Here is a 252-nt window from a genome sequence, read left to right on the forward strand (position 1 = left end):
TACCCTGGCAGGTTTGGCAACTTGAACGAAACCTTGCTGGGCAGGGTTTCTTCGTCGTAATGCACCGCGCCAGTGTCCGTTGTGACAGGATTGCGCTTGGTGCCACCGGGCTGAAATGACCCGCTGTTGTTGATGCTGTCTACCCGCCCCAGATCCGGCAGATCAATGATGACTTTTTTCGCTACCTTGGCCATATCGGCTCCTTACCTGATCGATTACTTAACGATAAATTGGGTTTTACCAGCGAACACG

At 52.4% G+C, this 252-nt stretch carries 1 protein-coding gene; it reads right to left on the reverse strand.

Annotated features, from left to right (window positions below; all coding sequences use genetic code 11):
• Window positions 1-194, reverse strand: a 194-nt coding sequence (locus Q4563_RS21275; RefSeq protein ID WP_303605941.1) for a hypothetical protein, incomplete at its 3' end; no start/stop codon positions are given.
• Window positions 195-252 lie beyond the last annotated feature (58 nt).

It is taken from the genome of Gilvimarinus sp. 1_MG-2023 (assembly GCF_030548285.1).